This window comes from Sphingomonas abietis, assembly GCF_027625475.1.
GTDB lineage: Bacteria > Pseudomonadota > Alphaproteobacteria > Sphingomonadales > Sphingomonadaceae > Solisphingomonas > Solisphingomonas abietis.
The window spans coordinates 2399218-2418146 of sequence record NZ_CP115174.1 but is presented as its reverse complement, the minus strand read 5'-3'; the positions used below and the strand labels follow the sequence as shown (position 1 = coordinate 2418146).

At 67.7% G+C, this 18929-nt stretch carries 15 protein-coding genes; all 15 read right to left on the bottom strand.

What is annotated here, in order from left to right; all coding sequences use genetic code 11:
* Positions 1-67 precede the first annotated feature (67 nt).
* From PBT88_RS11450 to PBT88_RS11380, 15 genes are read right to left on the bottom strand one after another with little or no spacing between them, the layout of a single operon-like run.
* The gene (locus tag PBT88_RS11450) at positions 68-1210 is read right to left on the bottom strand and encodes a glycosyltransferase family 4 protein (RefSeq protein ID WP_270075477.1); all 1143 of its coding nucleotides are present in this window, start codon (positions 1208-1210) and stop codon (positions 68-70) included.
* Positions 1207-2340, bottom strand: coding sequence for a glycosyltransferase family 4 protein (locus PBT88_RS11445; RefSeq protein ID WP_270075476.1), 1134 nt, complete (start codon positions 2338-2340; stop codon positions 1207-1209). Before PBT88_RS11445 ends, PBT88_RS11450 begins: the two co-directional genes overlap by 4 nt.
* The gene (locus PBT88_RS11440; protein WP_270075475.1) at positions 2337-3275 is read right to left on the bottom strand and encodes a glycosyltransferase family 2 protein; all 939 of its coding nucleotides are present in this window, start codon (positions 3273-3275) and stop codon (positions 2337-2339) included. The genes PBT88_RS11445 and PBT88_RS11440 overlap by 4 nt, the downstream gene beginning before the upstream one ends.
* Positions 3272-5155 (bottom strand): ABC transporter ATP-binding protein, encoded by a 1884-nt coding sequence (locus PBT88_RS11435; RefSeq protein ID WP_270075474.1) that lies wholly within the window; start codon positions 5153-5155, stop codon positions 3272-3274. Before PBT88_RS11435 ends, PBT88_RS11440 begins: the two co-directional genes overlap by 4 nt.
* A gap of 7 nt (positions 5156-5162) precedes the next feature.
* Positions 5163-6263, bottom strand: a complete 1101-nt coding sequence (locus PBT88_RS11430) for an EpsG family protein (protein WP_270075473.1) — start codon at positions 6261-6263, stop codon at positions 5163-5165.
* Complete coding sequence (asnB, locus tag PBT88_RS11425) at positions 6257-8194, bottom strand: asparagine synthase (glutamine-hydrolyzing) (protein ID WP_270075472.1); 1938 nt, start codon at positions 8192-8194, stop codon at positions 6257-6259. The genes PBT88_RS11430 and asnB overlap by 7 nt, the downstream gene beginning before the upstream one ends.
* A 17-nt stretch (positions 8195-8211) precedes the next feature.
* Positions 8212-8934: an NTP transferase domain-containing protein gene (locus tag PBT88_RS11420; protein ID WP_270075471.1), complete on the bottom strand. Its 723-nt coding sequence runs from the start codon at positions 8932-8934 to the stop codon at positions 8212-8214.
* Entirely contained in the window at positions 8927-9829 is a 903-nt protein-coding gene (locus PBT88_RS11415; RefSeq protein ID WP_270075470.1) for a glycosyltransferase, read from the bottom strand. The genes PBT88_RS11420 and PBT88_RS11415 overlap by 8 nt, the downstream gene beginning before the upstream one ends.
* A complete protein-coding gene (locus tag PBT88_RS11410; protein WP_270075469.1) occupies positions 9826-10458 on the bottom strand; it encodes an HAD family hydrolase in 633 nt (210 codons plus the stop codon). Before PBT88_RS11410 ends, PBT88_RS11415 begins: the two co-directional genes overlap by 4 nt.
* Positions 10445-11674, bottom strand: a complete 1230-nt coding sequence (locus PBT88_RS11405; RefSeq protein ID WP_270075468.1) for a 2-phospho-L-lactate transferase CofD family protein — start codon at positions 11672-11674, stop codon at positions 10445-10447. The genes PBT88_RS11410 and PBT88_RS11405 overlap by 14 nt, the downstream gene beginning before the upstream one ends.
* A 34-nt stretch (positions 11675-11708) precedes the next feature.
* Entirely contained in the window at positions 11709-12890 is a 1182-nt protein-coding gene (locus PBT88_RS11400) for a glycosyltransferase (RefSeq protein WP_270075467.1), read from the bottom strand.
* Entirely contained in the window at positions 12887-13960 is a 1074-nt protein-coding gene (locus PBT88_RS11395; RefSeq protein WP_270075466.1) for a glycosyltransferase, read from the bottom strand. The genes PBT88_RS11400 and PBT88_RS11395 overlap by 4 nt, the downstream gene beginning before the upstream one ends.
* Positions 13961-13979: 19 nt before the next feature.
* A complete protein-coding gene (locus tag PBT88_RS11390) occupies positions 13980-15341 on the bottom strand; it encodes a lipopolysaccharide biosynthesis protein (RefSeq protein WP_270075465.1) in 1362 nt (453 codons plus the stop codon).
* 21 nt (positions 15342-15362) lie between these two features.
* Positions 15363-16586 carry a hypothetical protein gene (locus PBT88_RS11385; RefSeq protein WP_270075464.1) on the bottom strand — a complete coding sequence of 408 codons (1224 nt, stop codon included), beginning with the start codon at positions 16584-16586 and terminating at the stop codon, positions 15363-15365.
* Complete coding sequence (locus PBT88_RS11380; RefSeq protein ID WP_270075463.1) at positions 16586-18856, bottom strand: GumC family protein; 2271 nt, start codon at positions 18854-18856, stop codon at positions 16586-16588. Before PBT88_RS11380 ends, PBT88_RS11385 begins: the two co-directional genes overlap by 1 nt.
* Positions 18857-18929 lie beyond the last annotated feature (73 nt).

Here is an 18929-nt window from a genome sequence, read left to right as displayed (position 1 = left end):
CCCGCCCGGATCGGAAAAAGCCATGGTCACGACGCGATCCGTGGGATCAAGGGGGAGGCGCACCCTGTCAAGAGACAGCGCGCGATCCGACCGCCATCCCGATGCGTTCGAGATAGATGTCGATCACGCGCTGCTCGGCATAATCCCTCTCGACGCGGGCGCGGGCCGACCGGCCCATGGCGTGCCGCGCCGCCGGGGCCAGCCGGATCATCCGGCGCATCGCATCGGCGAGCGAGCCGGCATCCTTCACCCGGGCGAGCAGGCCAGCGACGCCATCCTCCACGACATCGCGGCAGCCCGGCACGTCGGTGGTGATCATCGGCCGGCCGAGCGCGGAGGCTTCGAGCAGAACGCGGGACGTGCCCTCGCGATAGGAGGGCAGCACGATGACGTCCGCCCCGGCCATCGGCCTGCGCACGTCATCGACGGCGGGATGGTAATCGACCACGCCTTCGCGCACCCATTGTTCGACCGTCGCGGCGGGAATCGCGGTACGGTTCTCGGCGCCGAGGCCGCCGAGCAGGCCGAAGCGGACATGCGGATAGTCCGCCTTCACCATCCGCGCCGCCTCGACATATTCGCCGACGCCCTTGTCCCACAACATTCGGGCGACCAGCAGGAACCGCAACGGATAGGCCGGATCATCGCCGGATGGATCGTTGGGGGGCGCGGCGGCGAAGCGATCGAGATCGATCCCCGATCCGGGCAACAGCACCGTCTGCTGCGGCCGGACGAGGCGCAAGGCCACGAATTGCGCGCGATCGTCCTCATTCTGGAAGAAGACCGTGTGCGCGCCGTTCAGCCCGACGCGATACAGGCCGCGCACCACCCGGTTCAGCAGGCCTTCGCGCATGAAGCCGGTGCCCAGGCCGGAGATGTTGTTGAGCGTCGGGATGCCGAGGCTGCGCGCCGCGAGCGATCCGTAGACATTGGGCTTGATGGTGTAGCCGAGCATCGCCGCCGGCCGTTCGCGGGCCAGCAGGCTGCGGAAACCGGCGAGCAAGGCGAGATCGCGCGCCGGCGACAATCCCGCGCTGTCCATCGGCAGCGCCGCCAGCCGGATGCCGGCCTCCGCCAATCTCGCCCGCGAGCCCGCATCCTCCGGCGCGATCGCGACGACCTCGTCGCCCTGCGCGATCAGCGCGCGCAGCACGCCCATCCGGAAGTTGACGAGATTCCATGCGGCGTTGACCGTGGCGACGATCTTCACCGCGGTCCCTCTTGCGAAACGGCGATGACGGGACGGGCGGCGAGCTGCGTACAGGCCGCCACGAATTCGTCGACATAGAGCGTGCGATCGCGCCAGGTCAGCGCTGCGGCGTCGCTCATCCTCGCGAAGGCGGCAGGATCGGCGAGCAGCCGTTCGACCTTGGCGAGGGCATCCTCGGACGTCGCGAACCAGACCCCGTTGCGCATATTCTCGACATAGGAGCCGATCTCGCCGACCGGGGTGACGACGGGAACGAGCCCCATCTGCATCGCCTCCACCACCGCCATGCCCATTCCCTCGGACTTGCTGGTCTGGACGAAGAAGGCGGCGGACGCGGCGTGACGGGCGATGTCCGGCATGTCGGCTGCGCCGAGGAAGCGCACGGCATCCGCCAGCCCCAGCGCTGCCACCTTGGCCTCCAGCATCGCGCCTTCGCCCCGATCGGGGCCGATGATGGTGAAGCGGGCATCGGCATGGCGGGCATGGACCAATGCGAAGAAATCCAGTGCCCACTCGATCCGCTTGCGCGGATGCAGCCGGCCCCAGGTGATGAAGTGCGGCGCCGGCCGCTCGGCGGCGACGCGCGGGATCCGCGCCGTCAGGAAAGAGATCGGCCGCGCCCGCAATGCCCATGCGGGGCCGAGGCGCTGCGCCGCCGTCGATGCGGAATCGGCCCAGATCGCTTCTGCGATCCGCGCCGTCATGCGGGTGAGGAGCGCATCCACCGGGTTGGAATGGCGGGTGTTATGGAGGAAAAGCACCAGCCGGGTGCGCGGCCGCAACAGTTTCACGGCCATCCCCACGATGCACGACCGCCACAGCGACAGGACGAGGATTTCGGGACGTGCCCGCAGCAGATGGGCGATCGTGCGGAGGAAGGCGAGCGGGTTGTTTTCCCCGCCCACGCCGGATTCATAGATATGGTCGCGCGGCATGGAAGCGCGCCTGCTGGCGATATAGACCTTGCGAAAGACGAAGCCCGGATAGGGGCCGGCCGCGACGCTGGAGGCCGCGATCTCGACCCCACCGATGCCGTCATAGGGAATGACATGGACGATCTGCGGCAATGCCCCGTGCCGATCGCCGGGGGACGGTGCGCGCGTCTGCTCGGAGGCAGCGGACGTCGTCACCGTCGCCTCGTCAACAGACGGTGGAGGGGCGCGGCGATACCGAGACCGGCCGCCACGATCATGGCGGCGCTGCCCCAGCGTTCGCGGGGGCTGGGATGAAGGGGCATCAGCGCCGCCCGGAACCGGCGCGCCGCGCCGATGTCGCCCAGCCGCAGGCTGGTGCGCAGGCGTCCGATCAGGAAGCGGCGACGATGGGCCTCCTGCGTCAGATGATCGCGGGCGAAGCCGAGGCTCGCCTCGACGTGGGAGCGCGCGCTCATCCGGGCTCCGCCGGCGATACTGATCACGGCCCCCGCATCGGGATCGAACGCGATCCGTTCGCCGTTGCGACAGGCGGCGAGCGCGAAGCCCCAGTCCTGATGCTTGGCGAGCCGCGCGTCGAAGGTCGTCCCGCGCAGCGCCGCCCGTGCGACCGAGAGGGTCGAGGAGCGAGCATCGCCGCCGCGGGCGAACAGATACGCCTCGATGCTGCCGCCCTCATAGGCGCTCATCGGGCCATCCCATTCGCGGCGACCGTCGTTGAGACGAAACCGGCCGACGACGACGCTCGCCCCGGTCGCGGCGTGGAGCGCACGGCGCCGTGCGATATGGCCAGGCAGATAATGATCGTCGGAATCGAGGAACAGCACGACATCGCCGGTCGCCCGTTCCAGCCCGATCGCCCGCGAGTGCGCGGCATTGGTCCGCTCGGGCTTGACGATCAGGATGACGCGCGCGTCTGCCTCGACGATGGCGTGCAGCGACGCCCGGTCGTCGGACTGATCGTCGACGACGATGATCTCTATTCCCGCGCCGGGATCGGTGATCGAGGCGAGCGCGCGGGGTAGGGTGGCGCTGCTGTTCCATGTCGGGATGACGATGCTGACGGACAGCGCCGCCGATGCGTCGGCGTCCTGTGCCCCCGCACCCGGCGATATGCCCCCCGCCTCGGTCATGCTCCTGCCCGTTGGCTGCGGTTCTCCGAAGCGAGGGCGGTCGCATCCGCGCCGATCACCTCCGCAAACGGGCCTTGCGCGGCGATCCGGCCGGCATCGAGGCGGATGATGGTCGAGCAATGGCGCAGCGTGCTGAGCCGATGGGCGACGATGATAATCGTCAGATCCTCGTCCAGCCGGCGGATCGACTCCATCACGGCATCTTCGGTGGCGGCGTCGAGCGCGCTGGTCGCTTCGTCCAGCACCAGCACCGGGCGCCGGGCATAGAGCGCGCGGGCGAGGCCGATCCGCTGGCGCTGCCCGCCCGACAGGCGCGTGCCCTGCTCGCCGACGGTGCTGGCATAGCCATCGGGCAGAGCATCGATGAACTCGGTGGCATGGGCGGCTTCGGCGGCGGCGCGCACCCGCGCCATGTCGATCGCGCCGGCTTCCTGCCCGAAGGCGATGTTGGCCGCGATCGTGTCGTCCGAGAGGAAAACCGCCTGCGGCACATGATTGATATTGGCCTGCCAGCGGAACCGATCCTGCGCGGCGGCGAGCGGCTCGCCGTCCACCGTGATCGCGCCCTGCTGCGGCTGGAGCAGCCCCATCAGCAGATCGAGCACCGTGCTCTTGCCGCTGCCGGTACGCCCGACCAGCCCGATCCGGGCGCCCCTGGGAATGGCGAGCGAGACGTCGTGCAGCACCTGCCCCGCCGCACCATAACCGAAACTCACACCGCTCAGCGCGATCTCCCGCGAAAAGGGCAGGGGCGCCGCCGAGCGATCCGGGCGCTCGACCGGTTGGTCGAGTACGTCGAGCACGTTGGTGAGGTTCACATAGTTGGTCATCATCTGCGACCAGCCGAAATAGGCCTGCTGGAGCAGCGGCATCAGCCGTTGCGCGCCGACCGCCAGCGCGCCGAGTACCGGCAGGGCGGCGGGCAGTCCGCCCGGTTGCCGAGACATCGCGATCGCCAGCACCGCGATCAGCACCAGCCCCATGCCCTCGACCAGATAGCGGGGGGCATTGGCGAGCAGCGTGGTCAGCGATTGCGCGTCGCGGAAGGATTGATCGAGCCTGGCGAACTTGGCGAGATAGAGCGGCTGGGCGCGCTCGATCAGCACGTCGCGGATCGCGCCCATGCCCTCCTGAATGGCCTGGATGCGCTGCGTCGCGAGCGAGGACAGGCGGCCGCTGTTGAGTTGGAGAACCCGCCGCACGGTGAACGAGATCACGACATACACGCCGCCGAACCCGCCGATCGCGACCGCCGCCAGGAACGGATCGGCCCACGCCAAGGCCGCGACGATGAAGATCATCACGGTGATCGAGATCACGCCCTGCATCAGCGGTTGCAGGAACAGATTGGTGATGTTGTTCACCTTCTGGATGCCGGCCTGAACCTCGGCGCTGTTGTGCAGCGTATGGTACAGATAGCTCTGGTGGAGCAGATGATCGTACAGCTTGATGCCGAGATCATGCCCGACCGCGAAGACGAAGCGCTGGGCGGAGCGCAGCAGCAGCAGACGGATCGCCGTGCAGACGATGGCGGTGGTGACGAACAATGTCGCCGCCACCGGCAACAGGCCGCCTTTGGGCAGGCCGAGCCAGGCGATCAGATCGGTGAACAGCGGATAGCGCTGCATCTGCTCGGGCGCGGCGAGCAACGTCAGGAACGGCAGCAGCGCGCCGATGCTCATCATCTCGGCGAAGGCGCCGACGAGCATGAACAGCCAGATGCGCGCGGCCTGCCGCCGCCGCCGGGCGGACAATTGGCCGAACAGCCGGCCGATCGCCACGGACACGCGGCTGGCTTTGGCCTCGCGCGGATCGGTCTTGCTCACCGGCGTCAGCACCACCAATGGTGCCGGTGCGGCCGCCGCGGGGGGCGTCGTCACCGACACGTCAATAGGACCGGTCTGGGCCACCGCATTCGAGGCAAATGCCATCCTCGAACAGGTAAAAGCGGTAGGGCACCCATGATTTGGCATGGTCGCTGTAATTGATGAAGGTGAAGAAGACGACGATGTAGAGCAACAACGTGCCGATCGCGAAGAACAGGCGCTGCTGCGCGTTCCTGGCGAGTGCATCGGGCGCGCGGGCATAGACGAAGCACTGCACCGGCAGCAGGTACAGGCCGAGCCGGTCGACCACGGTGGAGGACGGGTAGAGCAGCACCGCCGGCACGGTCGCGATCGCGGCGGCGCTCAGCGCCATCCAGGCGAGCAGCGCGCTGCCGGACAGGCCGAAATTCTTGCGGAACACCAGGAATATCGCACCGGGCAGGGCGCCCATCAGCGAACGGACGAGCGCGCCGGACGATTCCGCTTCGACATCGACATAATTGGTGACCAGATTGTCGGCGCGCGAGGCGATCAGGTAATGATAAGCCAGAAGCGTGATCGCGCCCACCATCGCAATCACCAGCAGCCGGTTCTTCTTGCTGACGACGGCGCCGAGCGGGATCATCGCCAGTGCGGTCGCGTGGAACATCGCGCCGGCCATCACCCAGCCGATATAGCGTTCGATCCGGTCGCGATCCAGGGCGGTCAGGCCGACCATGATGAACGAGATGGCGATGCCCTGCCGGATATAGCCCATGCCGCAGACGACGACGAGATAGGGAAAGGCCACCGCCATGCACAGCCAAGGCCGCGGTTGCCGGAGACAGAAGATCAGCAGCGCGACCGCCATGACGATGCCGCTGAACATGGTGATGACGACGATGCCGGTGGTGAACTCGGCCGCGATGATCTCGAGCAGGGTGAAGCCGACATCCTTCGATGACGCTGCCGCTTCTCCGAGCCGCATCTGATAGAAAGGCTCGAGGTTCACATAGTAATTGCCCCAGTCGCCGCCGGTTTTCCATCGGCCGCCGATGAACAGCGCAAGCGCGATCGTGAACATGACCCAGATGAAGTTGACGCGGTGGCTCACCCGCTCGACGCCCTGCTCGATCATCGCCATGAAGCAGGCGAACCCCATGAAGGCCCAGTAGATCAGCACTCGCTTTGCCACCCCATCAGCATGAGCACGGACCATAAGGCCGCCGTCCAGTCGTGTGTCCCGCGCAGATGCTGTTGCCAGCGACGCTGCACGGCGATCGCGTCGAGACCCGCGACGCGATCCAGCGCGGCAGTCGAGAGCAGGCTTTCGGCCCAATCCCGAAGCGGACCACGCAACCAACGACCCAACGGCACGCCGAACCCTGTCTTCGGCCTTTCGATCAGTACAGGAGGCACGTAGCGGAAGAGAAGCTGGCGCAGCAACCATTTGCTCTGGCCATCGCGAATTTTGAGCGACAATGGTGTCTCCCAAGCGGCCGCGACGACATCGCGATCCAGCATCGGTGCCCGCACCTCGAGCCCTACCGCCATGGAGGCGCGATCGACCTTGGCCAGAATATCGTCCGGCAAATAGGACATCATGTCCCAGTACATCATCTGCTCTTCGCGGGTCTTGGCCTCGAAGGCGCCGTCGAGGGCCGGTGCGGCGATGCGCCTGTCATGGGCAATGGGCACGCCCGAATGCCATTCCTCGGTGAAGGCCGCGTAGATCTCGTCCAAGCCACCGCCGGAGCGCATTGCGCGGGCGACCTTGTGGGCCTTGTTGCCGAGCATCGGCACGTTCGGGGCGAAGGGCAGCGCGCCCATCCGATCCCACATGTCGGTCGAGATGCCGGCCAGCATCCGGCCGAGCCCCCGCCGCCCGCTGGCCGGCAGCATCGAAAGCCGATCGAAGATCCGGCTTGTCATCATGTAGCGGTTATAGCCGCCGAACAATTCGTCGCCGCCGTCGCCCGACAACGCCACCGTCACCGTGCGCCGCGTCTCCCGGCTCAGGATATAGGTCGCGATCTGGGAGGAGTCGGCGAAGGGTTCGTCGTAGATCGACGGCATCGCGGCGACGGCATCCGCCGCGTCGGCCGGCGTGATATAATGTTCGTGATGCTCGGTGCCGAGGTGGCGGGCGATGGCGGCGGCGTGCGGGGCCTCGTCCATCAACGGATCGTCGAAGCCGAGCGTGAAGGTGCGGACCCGTTCCCCGATCGCGCGCTGCATCAGGGCGACGATGAGCGAACTGTCGACCCCGCCGGACAGGAACGCGCCGATCGGCACATCCCCCATGGTCTGCTGCGCCACGGCGGTGGTGAGCCGCTGTTCGAGCGTGGCGAGGGCACGATCCGGATCATGCTCGGCTCGGCCCGCGCCGTTCTTCGCCACCGTGGCGAGCGACCAGTAGCGCATGGTGGACAGCCCGACCTGGCGGGACGGCACCGCCGGCGGCTGCGACGGCGCCCGGCCGATGGCGCGCTGGTCGATCGTCACGATCGTACCGGGCATCACCTTGTAGACGCGGCGATAGATCGAATAGGGGGCCGGCACGCAGTTGAACCGCAGATAGAGCGCGGTGACATCGGGATCGGCCTCGCCGGCGAAGCCCGGCACCGCGCGGAACGAGGCGAGGCTCGATCCGAACAGCAGGCGATCGCCGCTCCAGCCATAATAAAGCGGTTTCTCGCCCACCCGATCGCGCGCGAGGCTGAGTTCACGGGTCTCGCGATCCCATAGCGCCAGCGCGAACATGCCGCTCGCACGCTGGAGCGCCTCGCTCAGCCCCCAGAGCGCGATCGCTTCCAGCAGGGTCTCGGTATCCGAATGGCCACGCCACGGAACCGGCCCCTTCTCCTCGATCGTCCGTCGCAGTTCGGCATGGTTGTAGATCTCGCCATTGTAGCTGAGCACGAAGCGGCCACAGCGCGAATGGAAGGGCTGGTGCCCGGCCGCGGAGAGATCGACGATCGACAGCCGCCGGTGGGCCAGGCCGATGCCTGCGCCGGCATCGATCCACACGCCCTCGTCATCCGGGCCGCGATGCGCCACCGCATCGGCCATGGCCCGCATCACGGTTTCGGTGACGGCCCCGATGGTCAGCATTCCTGCAATGCCGCACATCAGGCGTCGGCCCCGAGATCGCTGAGGGCATTCAAGGAGATGGTTTCGCGATCCGTCGCGATCGGCGGGGCCTCGACACGATGCCCGGCGGCCACCAGGCGCCGGATCAGCTGCAGGAACCCATGCTCGCCCCGCGCCGGATCATGCTCGGCGGCCGACTGTCGCAGCGCGGTCAGCACCGGGGCGGCGCGAAACAGGAACAGGCCGATATCGCGTTCGCCGGGTCCGGGTTCGGCGCCCGACAGGCGGGTCTCGTCCAGCGCCGCGACGCTGCCATCGGCAGCGCGCGAGACGATCGTGTAGGCGCGGTCGACGCGGATCGAGGGGAAGGTCAGCACCGCGCCGGTTCGCTGATGATGCGCGAGCGTCGCCGCTACGGTCTCGGAGGACAGGAAGGGGATGTCCCCCCACGCCAGCACCACGGTATCCGCGCCGGCCGCGGCGGGCGAGCGTTCGAACGCCAGCACCGCATCTCCCATACCGGTCGGCAAGGCCTGTTCGACCAGATGCGCGCGCGCGCCTTCGCTATCGAGAAACTGGGTGATCGGCGCACGTCCCGACGGCGAGACGATGATCGTCGGGCTGGGATCGAGGCGTGCCGTCACATCGAGCAGGCGGCCCAGGATCGCTCGGCCCTGCACGGGATGCAGCGTCTTGGGATAGGGCAGGCCGGCGCGCGCGCCCGCGCCGGCGGCGGCGATCAGCACACGGGGTTCACTCATTGAAGTCGGGCCCTACCTTTCCACGTAGACCCCGAGATATGGCGCGCGGCACCAATTGCCGCCGACGCCAGACCAGCATGATGACGAGAGAATACCACCCATTGCGCGCGCCGTAGCGCGCCAATCCCACTCCGAGCGTCAATGCATCACGCACCGCCACCTTGTCAAAGTAACGGCGGTTCAAAATCAGCGTATTCTTGAGATAATAATAGAGCTTGGCGGGTGTCAGCGGCCGGCGCGCGACGTCGGGATGATAATGACGCGCGGCCAGCACCGAACGGACTTCGCCCACTTGGCGCAGTCGGAAGAAATAATCGACCTCGTCGCCGAACATGAAGAATCCGGTATCGACCGTGCCGGCCGCGTCGATCGCGGCCCGCGCGATGAGGGCGCCGTTGAACAGATGCGCGAAAGGATAGCTGCCGGCCTGCGCGATGCCGTCCAGTTCGGCGAGCGTCGCCAGCTTGCGTGGCCGGGCCATCACCACCGGCAGGCCGGCCCGATCGAGCAGCGGGAAGGGAAAGACGAAATGGGTCGGCTCGGTCTCGCGCAGCACCACCGACGAGACGCAGGCGATGCCGTCGGTCAGGCTGCCGGCCAGGGCCGCCAGCGCATCGGCGTCGGGATAGCCGTCATCGTCCATCAGCCAGACGGCGTCATAGCCCCCCGCGAGACACTCCGCGATGGCGCGGTTCCAGCCGCCGGCCGAGCCGAGATTGGCCTGATCGACATGGGCCACGCCCTTGGCATCGAGCATCGCCACGGTGCCGTCGGTGCTGGCATTGTTGATGACGACCACGCCGTCCGCCGGCCTGGTCTGGGCGCGGATCGCATCGACGCAGCGTTCCAGCAGCACGCAACGGTTATGCGTGACCACCGCCGCGAGGATCTTCACGCAGCCGCTCCATCCAGCAGCAGGGTAAGGCGGGGCCAGTCGGCGGCCCCTTCGCCGATCCGGATCGCATCGATCCCGGCGGCATGCGCGGCGGCAAGCCCGGCCTCGCTATCCTCGAATATCAGCGCATCGGCGGCGGCCACCCCGGCACGATCGAGGACGGCCAGGAACGCCTCGGCATCGGGCTTCGGCTTCGCGACATCGTCGGCGGTAACGATCGTCTCGAAGCGATCCGCCAGCCCCAGCACCGCGAGCGTCGCGTCGGCGGTCACGCGCGCCGCCGAGGTGCAAAGCGCCAGCCGATGATGGCGGGCGGCACAAGCGACGAAGGCGCCGGCCCCTGCTATCTCGCGCAGCCCGACGAGGGCCTGTCGCGCGGCGGCCCGCTTCGCGGCGACGAGCGCGGCGAGTTCGGCGTCGTCGGGCTGCTGCCCGGCCAAGGCGAGCAGGTGCCGCATCGCCGGTGCGGTCGCCATGCCGGCGATCGCGGGATAGTCGACGGCGATGCCGCGCGGCGCCAGCACGGTGGCGAAGGCGGCGGCATGGATCGGCGAGCTGTCGGCCAGCGTGCCGTCGAGATCGAAGATGAACAGCCGGCGCCCCGCCAGCAACCGCTCAGGCCCGTGCATGGCGCCTTGCCTCTTCGCGGCGATCGAGCTGTTCCATGATCAACCGCACGATCGCCGCGCCATCATGCTTGCCCGGCGCCGCGCGGGATTCGAGATCGGCGACGATCCGCATCACCGGCAGATCGGCAAAATTCTCGGCATCGTCGTCGACATAGGTTTCGTCGGGCTTGATCCGGCTGGAATTGATCAGCGCGACGTGGATCAGATCCTCGGTGGCGATGAAGCGCTCCACGCCGAGGCGGAGGAAGCGCAATGCGCCCTGCACGAAATCGGAGGTGCGATAGCGCGGCGTCTCGTAATCGGCGCCGATGTTGGTGACGAACACCTTCAAGGCGCCGCTGTTCGCCGCGATGTCGGCGGCGATGCCGCGCGACATATAGGTCGGGTATAGCGAGCTGTGCTGGGTGCCGGCCGAATAGATGATCGCATCGGCCTGCTCGATCGCCAGCCGCGCGCCGGCCGACAGCCGGACGGGCGTGTGGCGCTGAGCGAGAAAACGCGCCCGGTCGGCGCTATCGAGCCGCGCCAGCGCCTCCGCATCGACCGGCCGTTCCAGCAGGAAAAGCCGCGCGAGCCGGTCGTTCGAGCGCAATTCGACGATCTCGGCCTCGGTCGACAGGATCGTGCCGTCCTCCCGCTCGGCGGCCAGCCAGCGATCGTCGCAGCTGTTGGGCAGCACCACGCCGCGCAGCCGGAACAGCCGGTCGACGGCGGACACCGTCTCCTCCATGTCGCGCGCGCAGGCGAGGAAGGCGCCGGCGTAGAGGATGTTCATGATCGCGCAGTCGCCGAAGGCAAAGCGGCGGCCGATCACCGTCTCCGCGAGCGGCAGCGCGTCGAGGAAGCGATCGATCCAGCCACGCAGCACGTTGGCGATCCGAAGCGGCAGCACGCCGATCGCAGCCGGCAGATCGCCGCCGTCACGAAACCGGGCGAGCGTGGCCCAGGCCTCGGCATGGCCGATGTCGTCGGCGAAGCGATGATCGAACAGCGCGCGGGCGGCGGCTTGGGTGCCATCCTGCGGCAGCATCAGCGCCTGCACCTTGCGGAGGTCGGACGGCCCCAGCATCCCGAAGAAACGCCGGATCTCGCCGGTCGACTTGCCGTCGTCATAGGCGTTGACGATCGAGGTCAGCCGGACGCCCGGCAGATCGAGCAGCGACGGCAGCAGCGTCGCGGCGCCACGGCCGCCGTTCAAAACGACGACGTTCAGCATCGCCGTTCCAAGACGGGATACGCATCCATCCGGCTCATGATCCCCCCCTGAGCGCCTCATACACCGAAGCATAGGCATTTATGCCGGATTCGAGGCTGAACGCCAGAGCGGATTGGCGGATTTCTGCGCCGGAAAGGGACGAATGCAAAACCCGTTCAAGCCCATCCCGCAAGGTCGCCGGCGCGAAATCGGTCACGGTGAGCGATCCATTGACAGCGGGATCGAGCAGCGCGTCGAGATCGCCGACACCGGCATTGGCCACGACCGGCACGCCGCAGGCCAATGTCTCGCCGAGCTTGGTCGGCGAGCAGCCGATCTTCGAGAGATCGGCACGGATGAACACCACCGAGAGATTGGCCGCCCCGATCAAGGCCGGCACGCGCTCGCGCGGGGCACCAGTGACGCGGATCGCCTCGCGCGGCAGCCCGGCGGCGGCGGCGGCGGCATGGACGGTCTCGGCCGCATTGTTGACGACGAACAGGAATATCGCATCGGGGCGGAGGCCGCGCAAAGCCGCGAACAGCGCCATCATCCGATCGAGCAGATAGTCCGGGCCGATGCTGCCGAGATAGAGCAATACCGTCGCATCCCCGGCGATGGCCAGTTCGGCGCGGGTCGCACCGGCATCGGTGGCCAGCCGGAACAGATCGAAATCGGCGCAGCACGGGATCACCGACCAGCTGGCCTGCTGTTCGGGATAGACACGGCGCAGATACGCCGCCGCGCGCTCGGTGAGGCAATTAACGTGATCGGCAGCCGCGATGAAGCGCCGTTCCAGCCGCTTGAAGAAGCGGTAGATCGGCACGAAGCGGCCCTTGGCGATGCCGGTGTCCGCCCAGAAGTCGCGAAAGTCGAAGAGCAGCCTGGCGCCGGTCCAGCGCTTCACCGCCATGCCGACGGGCATGGTCGGATGGCTGCGGCAATGGATCAGGCTGATATGTTCGACCCGCGCGATGCGCCGCGCGGCGCGTGTCATCGCCACAAGATCGCGCAGCGTGCCGAGCAGCGGCTTATGGTAGCGCACCACCGTCCAGCGCACGCCAGCCGCATCGAAACGCGCGCGATAGCGGGCGAGGATGGGTTCCATGCCGTCCTTCTCGGCGCTGATCAGATGGATGTCATGACCGCGGGCGGCGAGCCCGAGAATATAGGGCGCGATCTGGCTCTGGCCGATATGATCGGCGATGCCGTCCTGGCTGATGTAGAGGATCGTCATCCGGCATCACCCAGCAACAGCGCGCGATAGCGCCGGGTGATCGATTGCGGCGCAAAGGCTTCCGCGCGCGTTCGGGCGGCATCGGGTGCGTCCGGCGCATCCAGTGCGGAGGTCATCGCAGCCGCCAGCGCAGCGGCATCGCCGACCGGCACCAACCGGCCGAGACCGGCGAGGATTTCGGCAGGGCCACTCGGGCAGTCGGTCGACACCACGGTCAGCCCGTAGCCCAGCGCCTCGGCCACGACATTGGCGAAGCCTTCATAGTCGGACGACAGCACGAACAGATCGGCCGAGGCATACCAGCGACCGGGATCGGCCATGAAGCCCGGCAGCAACAGCCTGTCCGCCACACCCAGCTCGGCGGCGATCCTTTCGATCTCGGCGCGCTCCTCGCCTTCTCCCACGATCGCGAGCCGGTCTTCCGGACGGCTCATCCGGGCGAACGCCTCGACCAGCAGACGATGGTTCTTCTGGGCCTTGAGACGGCCGACGGTCAGGATCCGCCGCCCGGTTCCGCCCCAGTCGAGCCGTTCGTCCTCGACAGGGGGGATGGGCAGGGGGATGGGGTTATAGACTGCCTCTACGGCATCTCCCGGCAAGCCGCTCAGCCTCGCCAGATCGTCCGCCGCACCCTGCGACACCGATATCCGGGCGGCCGCGCGGCGATGGGTCCAGCGCAGGACCGGCCGGAGCAGGAGGCGGGCGGCCAGCCGCCATGTCCGGGCTTCGACCGACAGCATATTGTGCTCGATCACGACCACGCGCGTATCGCTGCGGCGGGCGGCCCATACCGCGATGCTGCTGAGCGGCCACATCGGCGCGAGCAGCGCATCGGGCCGTTCGCGGGCATAATAATCGGCGAGCGGGCGCGCCGCCTGCCGCAATCGTGGCGCATCGAGCGAAATCAGCCGGAGGCCGGCGGGGATTTCATCGAGCAGCGGCCCTTCCCGGCGGAGCACCACCAGATCGACCCCGTCGCCGAGCGCGAGCAGGCCCGCGGCCAGAGTCAGCGTGACGCGCTCGGCGCCACCCACTTGCAGGTCCGGCAACAGCAGGGCGATGCGGGCCATCAGACGCGCGCCGGGGCGTTCACAGGCCACCCCGCCCGGATGCCGCATCCGGACGCGCCGAACCACCGTGACGGCTGAACTGCCCGATCGCGGCAAGAAGCGACGGCGAGAGACCCAGCGTTTGTCGCGCGTGGCGATTGAGCAGCACGCCCCGGATCGCGGTGACCACCCAGGTCGAGGCGGCGGTGCCGGTGACGCCGAATATCGGCGTGAGGACCGCCGCCGTCGCCACGCCCGCCAGCACCGATGCGATGAATGCCTGGGCGACGATACGCTCATGCCCGGTCATGCTCAGCAGCATGATGTTCGGGCCGATCATGGCCGAGAGCAACTGGTTGCCGCCCAGGATCATCAGCGGCACATAGGCGCCGGCAAAGCCCTGCCCGAAGGCGAAGGGGAGCGCCCATCGTCCCGCGACGGCGAGGACGATCAGCACCGCCGCCACCCCGCCGGTCATGAACAATGTCGATGCCGCCACGATCTGGGCCAGGCGCCGGGTCTCGCCCGCCGCGTGGGCGCCGGCGAGGAAGGGGGCCGTGACGATGTTCTGCAACGAGATCGGCAATTGCAGGATCACCGAACTGGCGATCGCCACCCGCAGCAGCCCGGCATCGGCGATACTCGCGACATAGCTCGCCACCAGCACGGCATAGCTGCCTTCGAGCGCGCGCATCGCCTCCATCAATGTCATCGGAAAGGCCGCGGCAGACCAGGTGCGGAGACGGACGGCACCACCGGACATGGTGAGCGGCAGCCCGCGGAAGAACAGCACGAAGCCGATCAGCGCGATGGTTCCTGCGGCCACCACCTGTGCGCCGATCGCCTGCGATGGCCCCAGCGGCTGCGACCATGCGAGCAATGCGGCGACGAAGACGAGCGGTCGTATCAGCACATCGAGCAACTGGCTGGTGATCACACGCTCGCGTCCCCGCAGCAGTCCGCTGGTCAGCCCGGACAAGGCCAATGCCGGCAACAGCAAAGCTGCCGCGGCGATCGCCGGCCGGATCGGCGGGGCGAGGGGCAGAACATCGTTCGCGAGCCGGAGCCCGCCCGCGAGGAAGAGGGAGGCGCCGGCGACGATCGCGGCGAACCACCAGCCGAGTGCCGCCACCTCGTCCGCCCGGCCGCGCACGCGCGCCGCCGACACTTCCCGTGTCGAGAGCAGGGGCAGACCGAACTGGGCGGGCACCGCGAGCAGCGTGACGATGGCGATCGCCGTGCCATAGACGCCATAGCCGGCCGGCCCCAGCCGGCGCGCCAGCAGCACCCCCACCGCGAAGGTCGCGGCCGTCCCGGCGGCCCAGATGATGCCGCTGGACACGGTGGCAAGGGCAAGGCGCCGGCCCAGATCGGATCGGGTCAGCGCGCGCAGGCGCATCATGGCGTCGACGCCGTCCTTCGGTCAGCCACCACGCACCAGCGTGACGCCGGTGATCTGGGCCTCGACCTCGCTGAACAGATCGCCGGGTGCGCCCACCAGCCGAACCCGCAGCAGCCCGCACCCTGCCGGCACCGTCACCGGCATCGAGAAGGCGCGCAGTTCCAGATCGAGCGGATCAAGCGGCAGGGTCGCCAGCAGGTCGCCCCGCATGCAGCGCACCTCCATGGCGAGCCGCCCGCCGGTGGCGGCGGTGCTGCGCCGCCGGGCGGCCAGTTCGAGCTTGTAGAGACCGGGCGCGGCATCGGTATATTGCTCGGCCAGCATGGTGGCGTCGGTTCCGAAATAGCGCACGTCGAGGGCCGTGGATTGCGGCAGATCGCTCGCGCTCACCATCCGGGCAGTACCGTTGCTGTCGTTGGTCAGCATCCAGTTGAATGGCTCGGCACCGGGCCAGTGGCTGAAATTGCCATCATAGACGCCCTGAATCTGCGTGCGGTAGACCGCCGGCACGAGTTGACGCCACGTCTGATAGGCGCGGGCGCCGTCCCCGGCATCGATCAGCGCCAGGAACACCGCGCGCTGCTCGTCCAGCGCCTGGGCGGGGTTGGGCAGGCGGGACAGCAGCGTCAGCAACGCTTCCGGCGGCGTGCTGTTCTTGGCGGTGTTGAAGAAGTCCGTCTCCCAGAACGGATGCGACGCGAGCTTGTGCGCCAATGCGCTATTGCCGTCCGGCGTGCTGGCGATCGCCGCCAGCACCGTCATGATGGCGGTGATGGAATCGGACTGCAACCGGATCGCCGGGCCGACTTCATCGAGCGCGCGGGGATATTGGCCGGTTCGCACGAAATGATCGAACAGCCAGAAGCGAACCATCGGGATGCGGATGTCGCGGTCGCGCGCCGCCAGCATCAGCCTTTCGGCACGGTCGGTATGGCCCGAATTGGCCGCATCGAGCGCGGCCAGCGCCAGCGGATTCGCAAGCAGCGGCTCCTGCGTCAGCGCGCTGCGGTAGAGCGAACGGGTGGTGTCGTCGATCTCCCCGCTTGCCGCCGCCACACGCCCGCGGGCGAGCGCCTCCAGGGCGGTGCCGCCCGCCGGCCAGGCCTGCACGGCGACCGCAGGGTCGCTCTCCTGGAAATTGCCCTGCACGCCGGCGCGGACGGATATCCAGCCCAGCAGGAGCGCGGCGCCGAGCATCGACCATCGCACCACCGGGCCGGGAACGAAACGGGCATCGTCTGCCATCACGCGATCCGGTCGATATCGAGCTGACGAACCTCGGCATCCTGGCCGTAGCGCGGCGAGCTGCCGGGGGCGTAGCCATAACCGTAGCCATAGCCATAGCCATAACCGTATCCATAACCACCGTTGCGGGGGTTATATTTGGTCAGGATCGCCCCGGCGACATGGCCGTTGGCGGCCATGATCCGGCGCAGCGAACTCAGCACCGACGGACGGCGAACCGCACCGGCTTCGACCACCAGGATCGTCGCATCGCAGATTGCGGACAGCACCGGCACGTCGGCAAAACCCAGCACCGGCGGCGAATCGATCAGCACGATGTCGAAATGCGCCGACAGCTCCGCAATGATCGTGTTGATCCGCGGCGTCGCCAGCAGCTCCGCGGGATTGGGCGGGATCGGGCCGCTCGACAGCAGCGAGAGGTTGGCCAGGGACGTCGCGGCGACATGCTCCATGACGTCGCCGTTAGACAGCAGCAAAGTCGCCAGGCCCATTTCCTCGGGCAGGCTGGTCTTGAACGAAGGCTTGCGCATATCGGCATCGACCAGCACCACGCTGGCGCCGGTGCGTGCGAGATTCTGCGCCAGGGCCAGCGAGCTCGACGATTTGCCTTCGCTCGGCCGCGTGCTCGTCACCAGCGCCGTGCGCGGGAAACTGCTGCCCGCGATGAACTGGATCGAGCTCATCACCGTGTAATAGGCTTCGCTGATCTCCGAACGCTGGTCCTTCAGCTCGTCGACGAAGGTCATGCCCTTGCTGTTCTTGGGCACCACGCCGAGCACCGGGATCTTCAGCTTGTTGATGACATCGTCCGGCGTCTTGATCGTGTCGTCGATGAATTCGATCGCGAAGGCGGTGCCCAGGCCGATCACGAGACCGGCGAGCAGGCCGATCGCCAGATTCTCGAAGACGTTGGGATAATAAGGCGTGCTCGGCCGAACACCGTTGTCGACGATCGCGGCCTGGCTTTCTCCGACACCGCTGGCCGCGCCGATCTCCTTGAAGCGCTGGAGCAGCGCATCATAGATCGAGCGGTTGGTATCGAGATCGCGCTGCAGGATATTATATTGGATGCCGCGATTGCGGAGATCCAGCACGTTCGAGCGATAGGTGTTGACCTGGCTCTGCAGTTCCTGCTCGCGGCCACGAGCGGAGACATAGGCCGAGCGCAACGTATCACGCTGCGCGGAGGCGAGCTTGTGGGTCTCGCTGCTGATCGCGCTGCTGAGCGAGTCCATGCGCTGACGCAGCGCAACCAATTCGGGATAATCGGGGCGATAGGTGCCGAGCTTCTGCTGATAATCGGCCTGAACGCCGGCCAGCTGCCCCCGCAACTGCTGCACCGCCGGATTGCTCTCGGCCGCCGCGCTCGCTGCGGGATCGCCCTGGCGATAGGCCTCCTCCGCTGCGATGCGGTCGCGCGTCGCGGCTGTCAGCGCTTCGTTGTAGGCGACGAGCGACTGGGCGGACAGGGAGTCCTGCGCGGACGCGCTGTCGCCGTCCTTGCCGCCGGCGGCACTGGCGCTGCCGTCGAGCGACAGGATATTCTGCGAACGGGCATAGGCCACGAGCGCACGCTCGCTGCTCTCCAGCTTGCCGCGCGTCGCGTCGAGCCGGCTCTGCAGGAACTGGCGGGCGAACGCGGTGGCGTTATAGCCTCGTTCAAGCGAGGTATCGATGAAGCCCTGCGAGAAAGCGTTGATGATGCGGGCCGCCAATGCCGGGTCCGGATCGTCATAGCCGATCATGATCAGGGTGCTGCCGCGAAGCGGTGTCACCTCGAGATTCTTCATGAGCTTGGCGATGACCGCGCCTTCGCGGGCCTGCCGATTGGGATAGCCCTTCACGAAGGCGTTGTTGTCCGCCAGGTTCAGCGTCCGCATCACCCGCTCGGCGAGCGTCCGGCTGCTCAGCAGACCGATCTGCGTCGCGAGGAACGTCGCCTCGTCGCGCGATACCGGCTGAACGTCGGTATTCTCCTGCTGCTGCATGACCTGCAGCGGCTGGGTATTGATCTGGAGCGTCACCGTGGAACGATAGATCGGCGTCGTCAGCACGGTGACGATGATCGCCACCGCGATCGACGCGATCATGATGCCGACGATCAGCCAGCGCCACTTCATCAGGATGCGCCACGCCTCGTTGACGTCGAAATGATGAGGTGGCTTTTCCACCTGAATGGGGTTGGCGAGGGCGGTGGTGCCCTTGTGCGCCAGCGGCCCTTTCGGGTCTTCCGGACGATCCTGCGGGAAGGTGGCTGTGATGTCGTTCATGATATCGCGTTTGTCCGGAAAAGGCTGCTGCTCGCGATCGGCAATCGCATGGGCGAAGATGCAGTGGCATCGC